14 protein-coding genes are annotated in these 16,743 nt (G+C 70.6%); 6 read left to right on the forward strand and 8 right to left on the reverse strand.

What is annotated here, in order from left to right; translation table 11 throughout:
* Positions 1–405 precede the first annotated feature (405 nt).
* A complete protein-coding gene (locus LW587_RS11905) occupies positions 406–2,076 on the forward strand; it encodes a cyclic peptide export ABC transporter (RefSeq protein WP_232629813.1) in 1,671 nt (556 codons plus the stop codon).
* 138 nt (positions 2,077–2,214) lie between these two features.
* Here LW587_RS11905 and LW587_RS11910 read toward each other — a convergent pair whose 3' ends face one another.
* On the reverse strand, positions 2,215–2,730 hold the full coding sequence (locus LW587_RS11910; protein WP_232629814.1) for a sigma-70 family RNA polymerase sigma factor: 516 nt from the start codon (positions 2,728–2,730) through the stop codon (positions 2,215–2,217).
* A gap of 294 nt (positions 2,731–3,024) precedes the next feature.
* On the opposite strand from LW587_RS11910, the gene LW587_RS11915 reads away from it, so the two are divergent.
* Complete coding sequence (locus LW587_RS11915) at positions 3,025–3,831, forward strand: GNAT family N-acetyltransferase (protein ID WP_232629815.1); 807 nt, start codon at positions 3,025–3,027, stop codon at positions 3,829–3,831.
* 125 nt (positions 3,832–3,956) lie between these two features.
* Here the strand turns inward: LW587_RS11915 and ntrC are convergent, their stop codons facing one another.
* Genes ntrC through dusB form a run of 3 tightly spaced genes read right to left on the reverse strand, consistent with a single transcriptional unit; the run spans position 3,957 to position 7,691 of the window.
* Positions 3,957–5,420, reverse strand: a complete 1,464-nt coding sequence (gene ntrC / locus LW587_RS11920) for a nitrogen regulation protein NR(I) (protein WP_232629816.1) — start codon at positions 5,418–5,420, stop codon at positions 3,957–3,959.
* 10 nt (positions 5,421–5,430) lie between these two features.
* Positions 5,431–6,567, reverse strand: a complete 1,137-nt coding sequence (locus tag LW587_RS11925; protein WP_232629863.1) for a two-component system sensor histidine kinase NtrB — start codon at positions 6,565–6,567, stop codon at positions 5,431–5,433.
* Positions 6,568–6,575: 8 nt separating this feature from the next.
* The gene (gene dusB, locus LW587_RS11930) at positions 6,576–7,691 is read right to left on the reverse strand and encodes a tRNA dihydrouridine synthase DusB (protein ID WP_232629817.1); all 1,116 of its coding nucleotides are present in this window, start codon (positions 7,689–7,691) and stop codon (positions 6,576–6,578) included.
* 209 nt (positions 7,692–7,900) lie between these two features.
* Here dusB and LW587_RS11935 point away from each other — a divergent pair, with 209 nt between their 5' ends.
* Positions 7,901–9,190 (forward strand): bifunctional 2-C-methyl-D-erythritol 4-phosphate cytidylyltransferase/2-C-methyl-D-erythritol 2,4-cyclodiphosphate synthase, encoded by a 1,290-nt coding sequence (locus LW587_RS11935; protein WP_232629818.1) that lies wholly within the window; start codon positions 7,901–7,903, stop codon positions 9,188–9,190.
* On the forward strand, positions 9,187–9,684 hold the full coding sequence (locus LW587_RS11940) for a CinA family protein (RefSeq protein ID WP_232629819.1): 498 nt from the start codon (positions 9,187–9,189) through the stop codon (positions 9,682–9,684). Before LW587_RS11935 ends, LW587_RS11940 begins: the two co-directional genes overlap by 4 nt.
* 131 nt (positions 9,685–9,815) lie before the next feature.
* Here LW587_RS11940 and LW587_RS11945 read toward each other — a convergent pair whose 3' ends face one another.
* Positions 9,816–10,598 carry an alpha/beta fold hydrolase gene (locus tag LW587_RS11945; protein ID WP_232629820.1) on the reverse strand — a complete coding sequence of 261 codons (783 nt, stop codon included), beginning with the start codon at positions 10,596–10,598 and terminating at the stop codon, positions 9,816–9,818.
* Positions 10,599–10,672: 74 nt separating this feature from the next.
* On the reverse strand, positions 10,673–10,867 hold the full coding sequence (locus tag LW587_RS11950) for a hypothetical protein (protein ID WP_232629821.1): 195 nt from the start codon (positions 10,865–10,867) through the stop codon (positions 10,673–10,675).
* Between the two features lie 298 nt (positions 10,868–11,165).
* Between LW587_RS11950 and LW587_RS11955 the strand changes: the two genes are divergently transcribed.
* Both LW587_RS11955 and LW587_RS11960 read left to right on the forward strand, forming a co-directional pair.
* Complete coding sequence (locus LW587_RS11955; RefSeq protein ID WP_232629822.1) at positions 11,166–11,375, forward strand: hypothetical protein; 210 nt, start codon at positions 11,166–11,168, stop codon at positions 11,373–11,375.
* A gap of 443 nt (positions 11,376–11,818) precedes the next feature.
* Positions 11,819–13,606 (forward strand): ABC transporter ATP-binding protein, encoded by a 1,788-nt coding sequence (locus tag LW587_RS11960; RefSeq protein ID WP_232629823.1) that lies wholly within the window; start codon positions 11,819–11,821, stop codon positions 13,604–13,606.
* A gap of 17 nt (positions 13,607–13,623) precedes the next feature.
* Here the strand turns inward: LW587_RS11960 and LW587_RS11965 are convergent, their stop codons facing one another.
* Complete coding sequence (locus LW587_RS11965) at positions 13,624–13,965, reverse strand: hypothetical protein (protein WP_232629824.1); 342 nt, start codon at positions 13,963–13,965, stop codon at positions 13,624–13,626.
* 199 nt (positions 13,966–14,164) lie between these two features.
* Positions 14,165–15,970, reverse strand: a complete 1,806-nt coding sequence (gene xoxF1 / locus LW587_RS11970; RefSeq protein ID WP_232629825.1) for a lanthanide-dependent methanol dehydrogenase XoxF1 — start codon at positions 15,968–15,970, stop codon at positions 14,165–14,167.
* Positions 15,971–16,743 lie beyond the last annotated feature (773 nt).

Genomic DNA, 16,743 nt, shown 5'->3' on the forward strand with positions numbered 1-16,743 from the left:
AGGTGAGGCGGTGCGTGCCGTGGACGAGGGCGATGCGGTCGCCGTCCGCCGCGGCCTGGGCCGAGACCAGGGCCGAGGCCGGCACGAACGGGCGTGCCGGCGCGGCGGCCGCCGTGCTGATCGTCCTGACTGCCCTGTTCATCCGCTCAGACCGCTCCCGGGAACGGCCGGTGGCCCGGCCCCTCGACGGCAGGACGGACGGGCCTCGGCGAAATTTAGAGGCCCCGCCCGAATCGGAGCGGCGTTCGGATAACGAGCTCCCGGCGAGCGGGAGTTTTGCGAGGACCTCTAAATCTCGTCCCGCCCCCCGCGTCCTCGAAGGCGAGACCGGCGCGGTCCGACGAGGCGGAAGGCCGCTTCGTCGAGAGACGGCGCGACGATCGAGATCTGGACTCGGAGCGGCGCATGGATCCCGACCCCCCGGACGCCGACCCGCGCGGGAGCGTGCTCCTTCGCATCCTGGCGCAATGCCCGCGTCGGCGCCTCGCTTGGGCGCTCGGCGCGAGCCTCGTGGCGGCGGCGGCCGGCATCGGCATGGTGGCCGCGGTCAACGAGGGGCTGTCCGGGCGCCACGATCCCCGCTGGCTCACCCTGGGCTTCGCCGCCGCGGCGCTCGCCGGGCTCGGCGGCCGGATCGCCGGCGGGCTCCTCTTCGCGCGGCTCGGCGAGGGCGTCCTCCTCGACATGCGCCGCTCCCTGGCGGCGCGGGTGGCCGCGGCGGAGTTCGCCCGGGTCGAGCGGCTCGGCGCCGCGCGGGTGCAGTCGGTGATGACCGACGACGCCGCCCGCGTCGCCGATTTCCTCGTCGCCGTCCCGAACCTCGTCATGAACGCCACGATCGTGTCGGGATGCCTCGCCTATCTCGCCTGGACCTCGCTCGCCGCCTTCGCCCTCGCGCTGGCGACGATCCTCGGCGGCTCGCTGATCTTCGCCCTGGGCCATGCCCGCGCCCTGAAGGAACTCGACCGGGCCGGCACGGCGCAGGATGCGCTGTTCGGGCATTTCGACGGGCTGTTCTCGGGCGCCAAGGAGCTGAAGCTCAACCGCGACCGGGCCGATTCCTTCCTGCGCCACTCCCTGGACGACAGCATCGCCTCGGTGCGGGAACACCGCCTGCGGGGCTTGCGCATCTACGTCGTCGCGGCGGGCGCCGCCCTGTTCATGGTCCACGCCCTGATCGGGGCCCTGGCCTTCGGGGGCCTCTCCGGGGCCGGATCGATCGTGGTGTTCCTCTACCTGATGATGCCCCTCGACGCGCTCCTCAACACCCTGCCCAACGCCCAGCAGGCGCGGGTCTCGATGATGCGGATCGACCGGCTGATGGCGGCGGTCGCGGCGCCGGAGCCCGTCGTCGCCCGGGGCCCCGCTTCGGGGTTCCGCGAGCTGCGCCTCGCCGGCGTGCGCCACCGCTATTACCGGGAGGCCGAGGATGGGATGTTCGAACTCGGGCCGATCGACCTTGCCCTCCGCCCCGGCGAGATCGTCATCCTGATCGGCGGGAACGGCAGCGGCAAGACCACGCTCGCCAAGGTGCTGACGGGGCTCTACCGGCCGGAATCCGGCACGATCACCCTCGACGGCACGCCGGTGACCGATGCCGACCGCGACCGGCAGCGCCGGCTGTTCGCGGCCGTCTTCTCCGACTTCCACCTGTTCCCGACGCTGCACGGCCTCGGCGGGTCGGAGGCGGCGGCGGGCGCCCTCGACGGAGCCGCCAACGCGCTGATCGCCAAGCTCGAACTCGCCCACAAGGTGTCGGTCACGGGCGGCCGGCTCTCGACGCGGGCGCTCTCCCAGGGGCAGCGCAAGCGTCTCGCCCTCGTGGTCGCCTTTTTGGAAGACCGGCCGTTCTACCTGTTCGACGAATGGGCCGCCGACCAAGACCCGCTCTTCCGCGAGGTGTTCTACCGGAGGCTGCTGCCGGAGCTGCGGGCCCGCGGCAAGGCCGTGCTCGCGATCTCCCACGACGACCGCTACTTCGACGTGGCCGACCGCCTGCTGAAGCTGGAGAGCGGCGCCCTCGTCGAGGTTGGCGCCGCGCCCGCCGCCGCGCCCGCCGCCCAGGCGCACGCGTGATCTCGAGCGCGGGATCCCTTTCAACCCGGGCTCATACGAAATCCGGTTGATCCCTTCGGGATGGCAGATTTGGGCTTCGCTCAAACGCCGCGCGGGCTTGCCTGATCCGGGCTCCGCTTTGATCAAGTGGAGCCCGTATCAGGAGGCGGCGGCGCGGCAGAGGGCGGTGGCGTCGCGGATCATGAAGTTGACGAGCGTCGGCGACACGCCGGCCCGCGCCGCGATGTCCTTCTGCGGCACGCCGTCGATGCGGTGGGACAGGAAGGCCTCGCGGGTGCGGGCCGGCGCCTCGTCCAGCGCCGCGATCGCCCGGTGCAGGGTCTGGCGGGCCTCCAGCCGGCGCAAGGGGCAGTCGCAGGGCGCGGGCACCGCGTCGCCGGCTTCCTCCGGGGCGCTGCGACGGCACTCGCGGCCCGTCTGGCGCACCGCGTCGATGGCGGCGTTGTGGACCATGCGGCGCAGGAAGCCCGCCGCGTCGGCGACCTCGGCGGCGACGCCGTTCTGGCAGACCTTCAGGCAGACATCCTGCACCACGTCCTCGGCCCGCGCGCCGCAGCGCACGACCCGCCGCGCCGTCTCGACCAGCTGGGGGCGATGGCGCAGCAACTCCACCAGGAGCGGATCCGCTCCCCGGTCGTTCTCTCTCCTCGGCATGGCGTTCCTGTCCTTGGGGCGAACCGGCCGCGCGAGGATCGGCACCGGACAGGACGGCACGGGGGCTTCGCGGGCATCGCAGGGAAGCATCGGCCGCGCTGTCGCATCGGCACCGAACATCGGGAGTTTTCGGAAAAACTCTAAATCTTCGGCCGGACGCAGCGTCTTGGCTGTAAGTCGAGACATAGCGCCGGGGCTGGTGTTGATCAATGATAGCTCGCAGATGTGAATGTAGCCTGGAATTATAATAAACTCATCTTTGATTGGAATAAGCATAAACTGTCTGAGTTCGCCGTGCCGGACAACGCCTTAGCCTCCCCTGCGCCCGTGCCGTCGGCGGAGAGCGCAGACCGCCTCCTGCCGTCGCTGCTCGCGGCCCATGCCCGGGTGCAGGCCGGCTGCTACGTGTCGGGGGTCGAGGCCGGGCCTGGGGGCGGGCAATGGCTGTGGTCGCGCCACCTCGCCGAATTCGGCCTCAACATGAGCGTCGGCGTGCGCGACGGCGCCTGGATCCGGGCGGAGGCGGCGCGGCGGGGCCGGGCTCCGGTGGCGCTCGCCGCCGATATGGGGGAGGCCCGTGACCTCTGCCTCGCCCTCGGGGCGGCCCCGGTCGCGGCGGTGGCCTGGATGGTCCGCGACCTCGCCCCGGCGGAGGCGCGGACGGCGACGGAGGGGGGGCTCACGGTCTCGGAGCGGCCCGCTCCGGATGCGGCCTTTCTCGGGGTGATGGCGCGGCAATCCGACAATCCGGCGGTCAACGCGGCGACGATGGAGGGCTACGGCCCGGCCCTGCGCGCGGCCACGGCCGGTCCCGGCATCCGGGTGCGCCACCTGACGCTGTGGGAGGGGAACGCGCCCGTCGCCTGCGCCTCCCTCCATGCGGAGGCGGCCTGGGCCGGCCTCTACAACGTCGCGGTCGCGGCCCCGCATCAGCGCCGGGGCCTCGGCCGCCGCATCACGGCCCAGGCGATCGCAGCGGCGGCGGCGCTCGGCTGCGCCGGCCTGTTCCTGCAATGCGTCCCCAGCGGGCCGGTCGAGCGCCTCTATGCCGGCCTCGGCTTTCGCCGGGTGGCGCGCCCGCTCCTGCTCGCCCTGCGGTAGGGCACGAGCGCTCGCCGCCGACGGGAAAGCCGGTCAGGCTCGAGAGCGCGACACAACGGAGACGGAGAGCCGTGCCACGTTTCAACGTGATGGGGCACGGCTCTCAGCCGCGAGGGGCGGTGGCCTCACCGCGAGGTGCGGAACACCTGGAGGTCGAGGTCGCGCACCTTCTTGCGCAGGGTGTTGCGGTTCACCCCCAGCAGCTCCGCGGCGCGGATCTGGTTGCCGCGGGTGGCGGCCAGGGCTGCGCCGATCAGCGGGCCTTCGATCTCGCGCAGGATGCGGTGGTAGAGGCCGGGCGGGGGCAGGGTGTCGCGATACCCCGAGAAATAATCGGCGAGGTGCCGCTCGACGGCGCCGGAGAGGGTCTCGTTCTCCGCCGCGCCGTTCTTCTGCGCGGACTTGCCCGCCGCCATGGGCTGGGCGAGCGGCAGGGTGTCGAGCTCGGCCTCGATCACCGGGCCGGTGATGGTCTCCTGCGGATAGAGCGCCGCGAGCCGCCGCACGAGGTTTTCCAGTTCGCGCACGTTGCCGGGCCAGCGGTAGCGCTTCAATCGCTCCATGGCGTCGGCGTCGAGGGTCTTGCGGGTCAGGCCCTCGCGCTCGACCAGCACGAAGAAGTGGCGGATCAGGTCCGGCACGTCCTCGGCCCGCTCGCGCAGCGCCGGCAGGCGCAGGGGCACGACGTTCAGGCGGAAGAACAGGTCCTCGCGAAAGATCCCCTGCTGGATCGAGACGCGCAGATCCTTGTTGGTCGCCGCGATGATGCGGACATTGGTCTTGATCGGCACCCGCCCGCCGACGGTGGTGTACTCGCCCTGCTGGAGCACCCGCAGCAGGCGGGTCTGCGCCTCCATCGGCATGTCGCCGATCTCGTCGAGGAAGAGCGTGCCGCCCTCCGCCTGCTCGAACCGGCCGGCCGAGCGCGACAGCGCCCCCGTGAAGGCGCCCTTCTCGTGGCCGAACAGTTCGGATTCGATGAGGTCGCGGGGGATCGCCGCCATGTTGACGGGCACGAACGGCCCGGTGCGGCGGCGCCCGTAATCGTGCAAGGCCCGGGCGACCAGCTCCTTGCCGGTGCCGGACTCGCCCGTGATCATCACGGTGAGGTCGGTGGGCATCAGCCGGGCGAGCGCCCGGTAGATCTCCTGCATGGCCGGCGAGCGCCCGACCAGCGGGATGTCCTCGTTCTCCGGTCCCGCCCCCGGCGCCGGCGTCCCGCGGGGCCGTGACAGGGCCCGGCCGACGATGGCGGTGAGCTCCTTCAGGTCGAAGGGCTTCGGGAGATACTCGTAGGCGCCGCGCTCGGAGGCGCGGATCGCCGTCATGAAGGTGTTCTGCGCACTCATCACGATGATCGGCAGTTCGGGCCGGACCCGCTTGATGCGGGGCAGGAGGTCGAACACGTTCTCGTCGGGCATCACCACGTCGGTGATGACGAGGTCCCCCTCCCCCTGCGCCACCCAGCGCCAGAGCGTGGCGCAGTTCGAGGTGGTGCGGACCTCGTAGCCGGCCCGCGACAGGGCCTGGTTCAGGACGGTGCGGATCGCGGCGTCGTCGTCCGCGACGATGATGTGGCCGTTGGGCATGGCTCTCGACTCAACGCTCCGCGGCCGATTCGCGCCCGTCGCGGGCGCTCGACATGGGAAGCAGGATCCGGAAGGCGGTGCGGCGGGGAACGGGATCGCACTCGACGATACCCCCGTGGTCGCCGACGATCTTGGCCACCAATGCAAGACCAAGGCCGGAGCCCTGCGCCTTGGTGGTCACGAAGGGGTCGAACAGGTCGGAGAGGAGGTCGGGCGGGATGCCCGGCCCGTTGTCGCGCACCGCCACCTCGATCGGCAGGCTGACCCGCTCGCGCGAGCCCTGCACCTGCAGGCGCAGGCCGGTGCGGAAGGCGGTGGACAGGGTGATCTCGCCCTCGACCGTGTCGGTGCCGATGGCCTCCGCCGCGTTCTTCACGAGGTTGAGGATCACCTGGATCAGCTGGTCGCGGTTGCCGAGGACCGGCGGGAGCGAGGGATCGTAATTCTCGATGAAGCGGATGTGGCGGGCAAAGCCCGACTGCGCCGAGCGCTTCACCTGATCGAGCACGCCGTGGACGTTGACCGGGCCGCGCTCCACCGGCCGCTCCTCGCCGAACAGCTCCATGCGCTCGACGATGCGCACGATCCGGTCCGATTCGTCGCAGATGAGCCGGGTGAGCACCCGGTCCTCGTCCTCGCTGTCCTGCTCCAGCAGCTGCGCCGCGCCGCGGATGCCGGCGAGCGGGTTCTTGATCTCGTGGGCCAGCATGGCGCCGAGCGCCACCATGGAGCGGGCGGCCCCCCGGTGGGTGAGCTGCCGGTTCATCTTGTCGGCGATGGTCCGCTCCTGGAACATCAGCACCACGGAATCGTCCTCGTCGCGCAGCGGCGTGGCGAAGACGTCGACGCTGCGCTCCTGGCTCGAGCGGGGCTGGACCAGCTCGACCCGGTATTCCGAGACGGAGGAGCGGCGGCGGCGCACCTCGGCGACGAGGGCGATGATCGGCGAGGAGAACGGGATGATGTCGCGCAGCCGGCCCCGGCGCATCACCTTGGCGGAGGCATCGAAGAACAGCTCGGCCGCGTGGTTGACCCGCAGGATGCGCTCGTCCGGCCCGATGGTGAGGACCGGCAGCGGCAGGGCGTTCAGCACCGCCTCCGCCGCCGGCTGGGCGCCGGGGGCGGGATCGTCGCCGGAGAAGCTCATCGTATGGCTCATGCGGCCTCGCCGATCGTCGTGCCGGAGGCCGCCGCGGCGGCCGGGTCCAGGAAGGCGCGGCGCAGCAGGCGCAGCGCCTCGGTGGGGTCGCTCGTCGTGACGAGGCGGCGCCGGTCGTCGGGGCGAAGGGCGCCGGGTCCAAGGGCGCCGGGTCCAAGGGCGCCGGGTCCAAGGGCGCCGGGTCCATGGGCGCCGGGTCCAAGGGCGCCCGCGCCGGCGGCGTCGGCATAGGCCGCCAGATGCTTGCGGGCGTGGCGCACGCCCATGGCCGGCCCGTAGAGGGCGATCAGCCCCTGGTAATGCTCGGCCGCCAGCGCCGCCCGCGCCTCCGCCGACAGCGGGGCGACGTCTTGTCCGGCCAGCCCGGCGGCGATCTCGCCGACGAGCCAGGGCCGGCCGACGGCCGCGCGGCCGATCATGATCCCGGCCGCCCCCGAGGCGGCGAGGCAGGAACGGGCCTCGTCGAGGCTCGTCACGTCGCCGTTGGCGATCACCGGGAGCCGCACCGCCGCGACCACGGCGCGGATGGCCGACCAATCGGCCCGCCCCTTGTAGAATTGCTGCCGGGTGCGGCCGTGGACCGTGACGGCGTTGAGCCCCAGCCCCTCGGCGCGCCGGGCGAGTTCGGCCGCGTTGAGGCTCGCATGGTCCCATCCGAGGCGCATCTTCACGGTGACCGGCACCGTGACCGCCTCCCGCACGGCGGCGAGCAGGCGGGTCGCGTGGTCGAGGTCGCGCATCAGGGCCGAGCCCGCCTCGCCCCCGGTCACGGTCTTGGCCGGGCAGCCCATGTTGACGTCGATGGCGTCGGCGCCGTTCGCCACGGCGATGCGGGCGGCCTCGGCCATCGGTTCTTCCGCACAGCCGGCAAGCTGGACGATATGGGGGCTCACCCCCTCCCCCTCGGCCCGGACCCGCGATTCGGCGTCGCCCCGGGCGAGTTCGGCGGCCGCCACCATCTCGGAGACGACGGCGCTCGCCCCGCATCCTTGCGCGAGGCGCCGCATATGCAGGTCGGTGACGCCGGACAGGGGCGCCAGCAGCACCGGCGGCGTCCCGGCCTCCAGGCTGCCACCGGCACGCAGGACGCTTAAATAATGGTCAGGGCTCATTCTGCACAATAAGTAGCCAAATGTGAGCCGGACGCAAGCGCCGACCGCGTTTGCCTTCGGGCAATCCGCCGCATATGAGCGCGAGCGTTCCCGCTATCCCCAGCGGAGTGACTCTCACGAGACGCCCGCGGCGCCGTCGCCGGTCCGGCGGGGCCCGTCCGAATCCGGGTGGTGCGTGCGACGCTCCGCGTGACCTTCGAGGCCCGACCATGTCCGACAATGCCGCGCGGCCGGAAGTGGCCGCCGTCGTGGTGGCGGCCGGCAAGGGCCTGCGGGTCGGCGGCGACCTGCCCAAGCAATACCGCCGGGTCGGCGGCCGGGCGGTCCTGACCCGCACCCTCGCCGCGCTCGCCGCCTCGCCCCGGATCGCCCGCATCCAGCCGGTGATCGCCCCCGACGCCGCCGCGTTCTTTCGGGATTGCGTCGCCGAGCTGGAGCCGGCGCTGCGCCAGAAGCTGGCCGAGCCGGTTCCCGGCGGAGCGACCCGCCAGCAATCGGTGGCCGCCGGGCTCGAAGGCCTGGCGCGATCGGGCGCGCCGGACCTCGTGCTGGTGCACGACGCCGCCCGTCCCTTCGTCGATGAGGGGTTGATCGGCCGTGCGGTCGCCGCCGGGGCCGAGCACGGTGCGGCGGTGCCGGGCACGCCCGTCACCGACACGATCAAGCGCGTCGAGGCGATCGCCCCGGGCATCGGTCGCGTCCGCGAGACGCCGGACCGCGAGAATTTGCGCGCGGTGCAGACCCCTCAGAGCTTCCGCTTCGGCCCCCTCCTCGCGGCCCATCGCCGGGCCGCGGCCGAGGGCCGCGACGGCTTCACCGACGACGGGGCGCTCGCCGAATGGGCCGGGCTCGCCGTGGTGGTGTTCGAGGGCGACCTGAGAAACCGCAAGATCACCCAGGCCTCCGACCTGATGGAGGCCGACCGGGCTTTCTCAGGAGAGGCGGTCGCGGTATCTGATGCTCCCATGACGACTTACGTGACCCGCCTCGGCACCGGCTTCGACGTGCATGCCTTCACGGAAGGCGACCATGTCTGGCTCGGCGGCGTGAAGATCCCCGCCGATCGCGGCGTGCTCGCCCATTCCGACGGCGACGTGGCCCTGCACGCCCTCACCGACGCGCTGCTCGGCGCCATCGCCGACGGCGATATCGGCACCCATTTCCCGCCCTCCGACGAGCGCTGGCGCGGCGCCGCCTCCGACCAGTTCCTGGCCCATGCCTGCGCCCTGGTGCGGGCGCGCGGCGGTCGGATCGACCATCTCGACATCACCGTGCTGGCCGAGGCTCCGCGCATCGGCGCGCATCGCGAGGCGATCCGGGCGCGCATCGCGGAGATCACGGGCGTGCCGCTCTCCGCCGTCTCGATCAAGGCGACGACGACCGAGAAGCTCGGCTTCGTCGGCCGCGCCGAGGGTCTCGCCGCCCAGGCCGCCGCGACGGTGCGTCTGCCCGAGGTCGAGGTGGACACCGGCAGCGAGACGGCCGAGCGCCGCTCGTGATCGACGACGCGACCCTGCTCGCCCGCGCCGAGGCGCTGGTGAAGGGATACGCGGCGTCGAACAAAACAATCGCCACGGCCGAATCCTGCACCGGCGGCCTCGTGGCCGGGCTCCTCACCGCCGTGCCCGGCTCCTCGGCGGTGTTGGAGCGGGGCTTCGTCACCTATTCCAACGCGGCCAAGACCGACCTCGTCGGCGTGCCGGCGGACCTCATCGCCGCTCACGGCGCGGTGAGCGCGCCGGTGGCCCGCGCCATGGCCGAGGGCGCGCTCGCCGCCTCCCGGGCGACGGTGGCGGTCTCGGTCACCGGCATCGCCGGGCCGGGCGGAGGCAGCGCGGAGAAACCCGTCGGCCTCGTGCATTTCGCGCTCGCCGCGAAAGACGCCCCCACCCGCCATGTCGAGCGCCGCTTCGGCGATCCCGGCCGGGCGGAGATCCGGCGCCTGTCGGTCGAGCAGGCGCTGGCCTTGTTGGAGGCGTCGAGGGCCGGCTGACCGCGACGGTGCCGGGCGCCTCCCCTCTCCCACGAGGGGGCCCAGGACAACCCGATCGGAGCGACGCGACACCGGATAGGATGACGTTGGAGTGCCCTGCGCGCGAAGGCTGCGAGCCGCGCCGGGTGCCCTCAAACCCCCAAAAACCGCGCCAACTCCCTCCGAAACACCTCCGGCGCCTCCTCGGCGACGAAATGGCCGCACTCGTCCACGACGACGCGGCTCAGCCGCTCGGTGCGTCCCGCCAGCCCCTCCGCGAGGCGTTCGCCGACACCGTGGCGGCCGGCGATGGCCAGCACCGGCATGGCGAGTGTTCGCGGGAAGGACGCGACCAGGGCGGCGTCCTCGCGCAGCGCCCGGTAAGTGGCGACGCCCGCCGCCATGCCGCCGGGCGTTGCATAGTGCCGGGCGTATTCGGTGTTTGCGTCCTCGCTCACCGCCTCCCTGCCGAACGACCACGCCCGGATCTGCGCCCGCAGGAAGTCCCGCTCACGGCCCGCGGTCGGCATCTCGGGGATGTCGGGAGCCCGAGGGAATCCGTAATGCCACGCGCCACCGTTGAGGGCATCGCCGTTCTCGGTGCCGGGCACGAGGCAATCGACCAGCACCAACCGCTCGAACGTGTCCGGATGGAGATGGGCGAGGACGAGGGCCGCCTTGCCGCCCGTGTCGTGGCCGACGATCGTCGCGCGGCCCCCCGCTGCGTGGGCGATCAGGGCCTGGATGTCGGCCGCGATCGTGCGCTTGTCGGAGCCGCCCGCCGGGCGCTCGGTGAGGTCGAGACCGCGCAGGTCCGGGGCGATCACCCGGAAGCGGTCACTGAGCGCCGCCATCGTGTCGCGCCACGCGAACCACGTCTGCGGCCAGCCATGCAGCAGCACGAGGGGCGGCGCGTGCGCGTCCTGCCCGACCACGAGATGCAGAGGGGCGTACGGCCGGGCCTTCGTCCAATCGCGCCGCTCGTCGGCGAGAGGCCGGCGCCGAAGGCTTAGAGAGCGATCAGGGTGACGACGCTGAGCAGGGCCGCGCAGGCGCCGATCTGCCAGGCGCGGAAGGCGGGGGCCATCGGCCGACGGTTGTCGTTGGCAGCCGGGCGCCGCGTGCGCAGCAGATACCGGTCGAGCGCAGGCTCCGGCGGCTCGATCCACTGTTCGTCAGCCGGGCGAACCTTCGCGTACCGCATGCCATTGTTCCTCGGCGTCGTTCGCAGGAGCCGCCGAACCTTGCGATACCCCGCGAAGCCTCGCTGTCATGAGGCCGTGCCGTCGAGAGGCATTAATCAGATCCGCCTTCGGCTGTCCATGCAAGATACCGCACGAACGACAGGCGAAGAGCACCATATTGCAAAATTGTAGACCCTCAGCCGATTGAGGGGGCGATGCATGCGTTCAGCGAATGCCTGGCATTTGGCGTTTGGTATGCCAGGCCCTGGCGAACGGTGGCATACACGCTGCAACGCAACATCAACACGGGGCACCGCAATGATCTCCCTGCTCTTCGTCATCGCCGCCATCGGAACTGCCAACGTCGCTCTGGTCGCCTTCCTGGCCGACCGCTTCGGCCCGCAGGCCGGCACCCTTTCCGCCGGCGAGTTCGCCGCGACCGCGTCGACCCCTGTCTCCGCCCAGTCCGGCGCCGTTCGGGTCGGCAACGAGAACGTCTCCCGCACGGGCGCCAAGATCGCCGCCTGAGCGAGCGCTCCGCCCTCCGGCGGTCTCACGAACGGTTCGGCCCCGCCAGGGATCCTCCAGGGATCCTGGCGGGGCCTTTTTTTGCGGTGCAGACGGGTCGGACCCCGGTTTCATGCTGCGGTGCACGCGTCGCGCCGTTCACGGCCAGACCGCACCGCCGGGCATCGCCGGTTGCGAATCACGGCAGCCTCCCCTACCCCTCAGCTCGTGGTGCTTGAACAGGGAGGGGACCGTATGAGCGTCATGTTCGTCGTCTCTCCCTCGGGAATCGCCGCGACCTGGAGCGGGATCGCCTAGGCGCGTTCTCCCCCGCCGCCTGCGCCGACCCGCCGCCTGCGCCCAAGGGCCGAGGTGGCCTCCCCACCCTTCCCGATCTGATCGCGTCAGGCCGCGCCCATGCGCGCCTGCGCCCTTCGGAGCCGGCGCGTGCGCCGGACGCCTCCATGTCCCTGTCTTCTCCCCGGCGTACGGACGCGGTCCGTCGCGTCCTCGCCTTCGTCATCCGCGGCTGGCGCCGACGGCTGTCCCTCGTGTCCGGCCTCGCCGCCGCCATCACCTTCGCCACCCTGGCGGACGTGATGCTGCCGCTCTATGCCGGCCGCCTCGTCGATGCCCTGTCCGGGGCCGACCGCGACGCGGCCTTTGCCGCGGCGCTGCCGGCCTTCGCGTCCATGACCGGCCTGAGCCTCGTCGCGGTCGCCCTGCGCCATGTCTCCTGGAGCCTCGTGGTGCCGCTGACGCTGGGCACCATGTCGGATGTCGCGCAGGGCAGCTTCGCGCGGGTCCAGCGCTTCTCGACGGAGTGGCACGCCAACACCTTCTCGGGCTCGACCGTCCGGAAGATCTCCCGCGGGATGTGGGCGCTCGACAGCCTCAACGACGTGCTGCTGCTCTCGCTCTTCCCCTCGCTCGTCGTTCTCGCCGGCACCACGGTGGTGCTCGGCCTGCACTGGCCGGCGATGGGCGCGGTGGTCGGCCTTGGCACGCTGATCTACGCCGCCACGGCGGTGTTCCTGGCCACCCGGGTGATCGCTCCGGCGGCCACGCTCTCGAACGCCGTCGACACGCGGCTCGGCGGGGCATTGTCGGACGCCATCGGCAACAACGCGGTGGTCAAGGCCTTCGGGGCGGAAGCCCGCGAGGAGGCGCGGCTCGCCCGCGTCCTGGCCAAGTGGCAGCGGCGCACGCACCGCACCTGGATGATCGTGACGTGGAGCGGCACCGTCCAGATCGGGCTGCTGCTCGCCTTCCGCACGGCGATCGTGGCTACGGCCCTGTGGCTGTGGTGGCGCGGCGAGGCGAGCCCGGGCGACGTCGCCTACGTGCTCACCACCTACTTCGTGGTGCACGGCTATCTCCGCGACATCGGCGGACACATCAACGATCTCCAGCGCGCGGTCAACGAGATGGAGGAGCTGGTCGCTCTCGAAGCCGAGCCCGTGGGGGTCGCGGACCGGCCGGGGGCGGTGCCGCTCGCGGTGTCGGGCGGGGCGATCCGCTTCGAGCGGGTGCGCTTCCATTACGGCGCGCACGGCACGCCGCTCTACGACGACCTGTCGGTGGCGATCCCACCGGGCCAACGGGTCGGCCTCGTCGGGCGCTCGGGCTCGGGCAAGACCACCTTCGTGCGGCTGATCCAGCGGCTCTACGACGTCAGCGAGGGCCGCGTGACCCTCGACGGGCAGGACGTCGCCGGGGCGACGCAGGCGAGCCTGCGGGCGCAGGTCGCGATCGTGCCGCAGGAGCCGGTGCTGTTCCACCGGAGCCTCGCCGAGAACATCGCCTATGGCCGGTCCGGCGCCTCCCTCGACGCGATCGAGCGGGCCGCCCGCCTCGCCAACGCCCACGACTTCATCGCGCGTCTGCCCCAGGGCTATGCCACACCGGTGGGGGAGCGGGGCGTGAAGCTCTCCGGCGGCGAGCGGCAGCGGGTGGCCCTTGCCCGCGCCTTCCTGGCCGACGCCCCGATCCTGATCCTCGACGAGGCGACGTCGAGCCTCGACTCGGAATCGGAGGCCCTGGTGCAGGAGGCGATGGAGCGGTTGATGCGGGGGCGCACGGCCCTCGTGATCGCCCACCGCCTCTCGACGGTCCGCGCCCTCGACCGCATCCTCGTGTTCGAGCGTGGCCGCATCGTCGAGGACGGCCCCCACGCCGCCCTGATGCGGCGCCCGAACGGCGCCTACCGGTCGCTGTTCGAGCGGCAGGCGGTGCTGGCCGAGACGGCGTGAGGGGGGGGGCTGCTCGTCTACGGTCGCGCCGCGGGGCCGGGCCCCGGCACGGACCAGTAGCAGATCCCGCGCCCGCCGCCCGGTGCGAGGCAGACGAGGCGGTCGCTCTCGTCCTCGACGATCACCGGGTCGGTGGCGGTCCACTGGCGGCATTCGCCGGCCCGCACCAGTCTCTGCAGGCGCTCGTCATACGGGGTCGGATCGCTGGCCCGCCGCAGGGCGAGCAACTGGGTGGTGTTCGCCATCGACTTGCAGCCGAAATCCGGCGGCTCGCCCGGGACGGCCGCGGCCGGATGGGGCATCGCCAGATGGAGCATCGCCAGGAGGAGGCCGACGCGGCGGAGAGACGCTCGGATCATCCGATGCACCTGCTGGCCCGGAGAGGGGACAGGCCGGCGCGGGAACCGCGCCAGCCTCCTCTCGCTCGGCGTTTCCTGTGTGACGGATCTCAAGAAGCGGGGAGGCCGACCAGGGCCGGCCTCCCCGCGTCCGGCGGATCACCGCCGCCCCGCCGTCGCGGGGGCATCGGCGACGAGGACGCCTCATCGCCGATGGGGTTTAGTTGTTCGGCAGGGCGAACACGGTCAGCTGGCCACCGAGATTGGTGTAGCTCGACAGGGCCGCATAGCCGCCCACCGCGCCGAGGCCGGCATTCGGGTCGGTCAGGCCGGCCGCGAGGCCGATGCCGGCCCAGCCGCCGACGCCCGACAGGATGCCGACATACTGCTTGCCCTTGTGCTCGTAGGTCATCACGTTGCCGATGATGCCCGACGGGGTCTTGAACTTGTAGAGTTCCTTACCCGTCTTCGAGTCGACCGCCTTCAGGTAACCCTCGAGCGTGCCGTAGAACACCACGTCGCCCGCGGTCGCCAGGGCGCCGCCCCAGGCCGAGAACTGCTCGGGATTCGACCACTTGATCTTACCCTGCACGCCGTCCCAAGCGATGAAGTTGCCCATGCCGCCGTGTGAGTTCGGGGCCGGGTACATCGACAGGGTCGCACCGACATAGGGCTGGCCCGGGGTGTAGGTCACCCGGAACGGCTCGTAATCCATGCAGACGTGGTTGGTGGGCACGTAGAACAGCTGGGTCTTGGGCGAATAGGCCGCCGGCTGCTGGTCCTTGGTGCCGAGAGCGGCCGGGCAGATGCCCTTCGAGTTCACGTCCTCGCCGTTCTGCTCGGTCGAGTACTTCGACACGACCAGCGGACGGCCATAGGTCTTCGAGTCCTTGTCCATGTCGACCTTGGTGGCCCAGTTCACCACCGGATCGAACTTTTCCGCCACCAGGAGTTCGCCGGTGGCGCGATCGAGGGTGTAGCCGAAGCCGTTCCGGTCGAAGTGGGTCAGCAGCGGGCGCTCCTTGCCGCCGACCTTCTGGTCGGTCAGCAGCATCTCGTTGACGCCGTCGAAGTCCCACTCGTCATGGGGGGTCATCTGATAGACCCACTTGGTCATGCCGGTATCGGGGTTCCGCGCCCAGATCGTCATCGACCACCTGTTGTCGCCCGGACGCTGCTTGGGGTTCCAGGTCGAGGGGTTGCCCGAGCCGTAGTAGAACAGGTCGAGCTTGGGATCGTAGGAGAACCAGCCCCAGGTGCAGCCGCCGCCGGTCTTCCACTGATCGCCTTCCCAGGTCTTCAGCGACGAATCCTTGCCGATCGGCTTGCCGAGATGGGTGGTCTTCTCGGGATCGACGAGCAGCTGATCGTCCGGACCGACCGAGTAGCCGCGCCACGCCTTCTTGCCGTCCTTGAGATTGTAGGCGGTGACGTGGCACTGGACGCCGAACTCGCCGCCGGAGATGCCGACGATGACCTTGTCCTTCACCGGGAGCACGGTGGCGGTGTTGGTCTCGCCCTTCGACGGGTCGCCGTTCTTGACCGACCAGTTGACCTTGCCGGACTTGGCGTCGAGCGACACGAGGGTGGTGTCGGCCTGGTGCAGCAGGATGGTGCCGTCGGCATAGGCGAGACCGCGGTTGACGGTATCGCAGCACATCACCGGGATGACGGACGGGTCCTGCTTGGGCTCGTACTTCCAGACGATCTTGGCGCCGTCATCGAGATTGAGCGCGTAGACGATGTTCGGGAAGGGCGTGTGCACGTACATCATGTTGCCGACGACGAGCGGGGAGCCCTCGTGGCCGCGCAGCACGCCGGTCGAGAACGTCCAGGCGACCTGGAGATTCTTGACGTTGCTGGCGTTGATCTGGTCGAGCTTGGAATAGCGGGTGTTGGCGTAGTCGACCGTCTGAAGCACCTGCTCCGCCGGATTGGCGATGCCCTTCATGACGCTTTCGTTGGCCGAAGCCGAACCCGCCACCGCGATACCTGCGCCGAGTGCGAGAAGGTGTGCCGCTCTCATGGAGTCCTCCGGGTCGAGACATCGGCCCTCCGGCGCGACAACGCCGGCCGGGGCCCGTCTCCTGTTCCACGTCGACCGTTATGACCGGTCCTTGGGACGGCGCTGCCGCCGTCAGCCGCCCTGCGGACCCCCTCCCGCGAGGGGAGAGGCGAACCAGAACGACCCGTCTCAGGAAGTAAGGGATTCTAAGGCGAAGGCAATAAGGAAAATGTAAGTGCGACAGTATTGTCCGCTGTTTTGCAATTCTCATGCTCATGGCATGACTAAACGAACGCGAGAGCGCTGGAATATCCCAAGCATATCTGCGCAAAGTCCATAAGACGATTATATGATCTCGGATCGTTCCGATCTGTCTTTCCTCGTTGACAGTGCAATGCTTCCCTCAATAAGTTTGGACCTGCGACTGAAATGGGACATTCTTCTGGAAGTACCGCTCTCGGAGAAGCCCACACTGTCACGGCGGGGTCTCATGACCTCGCCGTTCTTTTTTCCGCTGACCGATAGCCTTGAAGACTTGGGCGCTTGAACTAGGTAAAAATACCTTTTCTTGGGGTGAGATAAGACCGGACAGGACGGTGAGGCAACGAGGTTGCAAACCACATCTCGCCCGTCAAGCGATATCCATTTTTGTGGAAAAAACGCTCCATATGAGCGGTTTGATTGCGACAATGTCTCTGAGCGTCCCGGATAGAATGGAAGATTGACCCGGGATGAAACGGCAAACTTGTTAGTAAGAATATAAACTTATTCGGTCGCGGCGCCGTCACTTCGGT

Origin of the sequence: Methylobacterium sp. Leaf118, assembly GCF_920984675.1 — a bacterium.
In the GTDB taxonomy this organism is placed as follows: Bacteria; Pseudomonadota; Alphaproteobacteria; order Rhizobiales; family Beijerinckiaceae; genus Methylobacterium.